This window comes from Paraglaciecola sp. (genome assembly GCF_051252315.1).
Taxonomy (GTDB): Bacteria; Pseudomonadota; Gammaproteobacteria; order Enterobacterales; family Alteromonadaceae; genus Paraglaciecola.
This window is the reverse complement of sequence record NZ_JBPOFP010000245.1, coordinates 1-2,303: the sequence shown is the minus strand read 5'-3', so window position 1 is coordinate 2,303 and position 2,303 is coordinate 1. Positions and strand designations below refer to the sequence as shown.

The 2,303-nt window shown below is 37.4% G+C and carries 2 protein-coding genes; one reads left to right on the top strand and one right to left on the bottom strand.

Annotated elements, in window-relative coordinates; translation table 11 throughout:
• The first annotated feature begins 161 nt into the window (after positions 1-161).
• A complete protein-coding gene (locus tag ACSHXM_RS21675) occupies positions 162-1,088 on the top strand; it encodes a hypothetical protein (RefSeq protein WP_435692490.1) in 927 nt (308 codons plus the stop codon).
• Positions 1,089-1,515: 427 nt separating this feature from the next.
• Here the strand turns inward: ACSHXM_RS21675 and ACSHXM_RS21670 are convergent, their stop codons facing one another.
• Positions 1,516-2,271 carry a hypothetical protein gene (locus ACSHXM_RS21670; protein ID WP_435692488.1) on the bottom strand — a complete coding sequence of 252 codons (756 nt, stop codon included), beginning with the start codon at positions 2,269-2,271 and terminating at the stop codon, positions 1,516-1,518.
• Between the last annotated feature and the right edge of the window lie 32 nt (positions 2,272-2,303).

Sequence of the window (2,303 nt, the reverse complement as noted above, 5' to 3'; positions counted from 1 at the left end):
AGGTAAGTTATGAATTTAGCGAATGTAAAATACAAACAGAGCATTTACATATACGAAATGCTCGATAATAAGCGTTAAGCCCTGCTGGCTTTGAAGGAACGAAGAAGATATCAGTTTTACACAGACTCTATAACGTATACGGTGGTCAGAAATCTATTTCAATGGCGGGTTACTGGTTAGAGCACGATTCACCGGAATTCGGCAGCGCGATTGATGAACTCGAGATAATCATGCATTTTTATCATGGTGGCCCGGCAAGAAAATCATTGGAGTCGATGCAAGAGGAATTCCATCAGGCATTAAAATCACTACCGAAGACTAAGTTTCTTAGAAAGAAAAAGCGACTTACTCTGGAAATTGAAGGCACATTTATTACTGGATATGAGATCGAGAGACAAAGTAGGCCTCCTATACAAATTAATCCGGTATGGGTTAAATCAGCACTAAACGCAATCGTAGAATCAATGCCAATGCTAGAGAAAAAATTTAAGAAAAATGATGATTTTGATTTCAATAGTTTCAAAGCATATTGCACAAAGAAATTGAGTGCTCTTCCTTCAACCATCGAAGAACTACAACCGGTTTATGACGAAGTCCTTTCAAACAAAAAAGCAGCATTTGAAAAACTCGACCCATGGGAAAAATTGGATATCAACTGGGAGGAGTATCATAAGGCCGCCCGTACGTTGGCGCCTGAACCATTTATGTGGAGCGTCACAGATGAATTTGCTCCAAATGGGAACGATACTGGAGCAGACACCCTAGAATTATTTAAAGAATGGAACAATAAGAACAAAAGTAAAAGCGCGATGGAATTTTTATCGAAGCTGATGAGAGATTGGGATATAGATATTGAAAACCCTTACTCAAGCGAGTATTCATCGTACACCTATTTTCAGGCAATTGTAGGTCTTGCCTTCGCATCTGCAAAAATAAGAGGTGAATGTGAAGATAAATTGAAAAAATTAGCTGATTCTACAATTGATTACCGGATAAGAACGATATCCGGTGATGTTGGTTGGGAATTTAAAGATGAATGTGAAAATAAGCTGGCTATGTGCAAGTCAACCATTGAAAAAATGGCTTAACAAAGTGCTGCTAGGGACAAACCTACGCTGCGCTTCGGTTTGCCCCAGAGCACGGCGTTAATGTCCGCTTTAGAGCTGTAGTTCTATCATAAACTGAATATCCTCAAGGTCTGTTACTCGCTCCAAGCCGTCATATACATCTTGAATTTATCTTTATAGCTTTTGATTTACCGTGACTACAAATTCTCCATCAAATTTTGGCTTGTCTGATGGCCAGGTATGAATGGATAGGGTCAGTGCGGTTGATTTTTATGTTTTAAATCAATAATCAAATTAAAGTCTCTGCCCCCATTGATTACTGCCACAAACTGGCCTCAAAGATGCACTGCGTTTAGCTGAAAAAATAAGACAAGCCAAAAAGGCTAGACGGAACAAAGTAGTATATTAAACCCCAACGTATTCACGAGTTAGCCCGCAGTTACCCTACTTAATCAGCCGTTAAATAATTATTAATATTTGTGGATAAACTTAACAACTCTAGTTTAATTTCTTTTAGTGTTTCTTGGTAATTTCCCATCATTCTCATACGCAAGGCTAAGATATTTGAAAACTCACGATTTTGAAGAAACGCACTCTTATCCATTGTAAATGGCAGCTTTGGTATATCGACTCCATTAATAGAGTCCCAAAGCGTAGCAACCGCACTGTGTTTCTGTAAATAAGGCAAGTGGTGATTCAACCACACATCAGAAGCATGCCCATAACGCTCTTGTTTTTTATTAATCAAACTTTCAATATCTAGTATATTTTTTTTCAAAGCCAAATCAGTTAAATACTCTAGGGCACCTGAATTAATTAAATCATCAAAACTAGCCCTAGCCATAATGACGTTAGCAATCGGACGTGTTCCTGTAACATTCTTTAACTGTTCTTCGTTAAATTTTGCTGCTTGTTTAGAATTGACTTGAGCTAAACTGTTAGCACTTTGCTCTAAATCACGCTGTATTCTTTCCACACGTTTATCGATTCGATCAATATTTAACTCAACTTCTTCACTAAGTACTTTTAAATAAGTATTAACCTTGTCAAGCTGCACACTTGCTTGGTACGAAGTGTTGATTTGAAGAGCAATGAAAATACCAATAACCAAAAGTGCTATTTCACCAACAGCATAGATAAGATATTTGCCGAGTTTGCTTTCAGAAATTGCTTTAATTCTGACTTTATTAAAAACTTTGAGCATGAAAAGTCACGTTAATTGATTGCCAAGTAATC

What these genes read in the sequence shown, in the direction of transcription:
- ACSHXM_RS21675 (WP_435692490.1), top strand. Translation starts at nt 162, where the DNA reads ATGGCGGGTTACTGGTTAGAGCACGATTCACCGGAATTCGGCAGCGCG.
- ACSHXM_RS21670 (WP_435692488.1), bottom strand. Translation starts at nt 2,271, where the DNA reads ATGCTCAAAGTTTTTAATAAAGTCAGAATTAAAGCAATTTCTGAAAGC.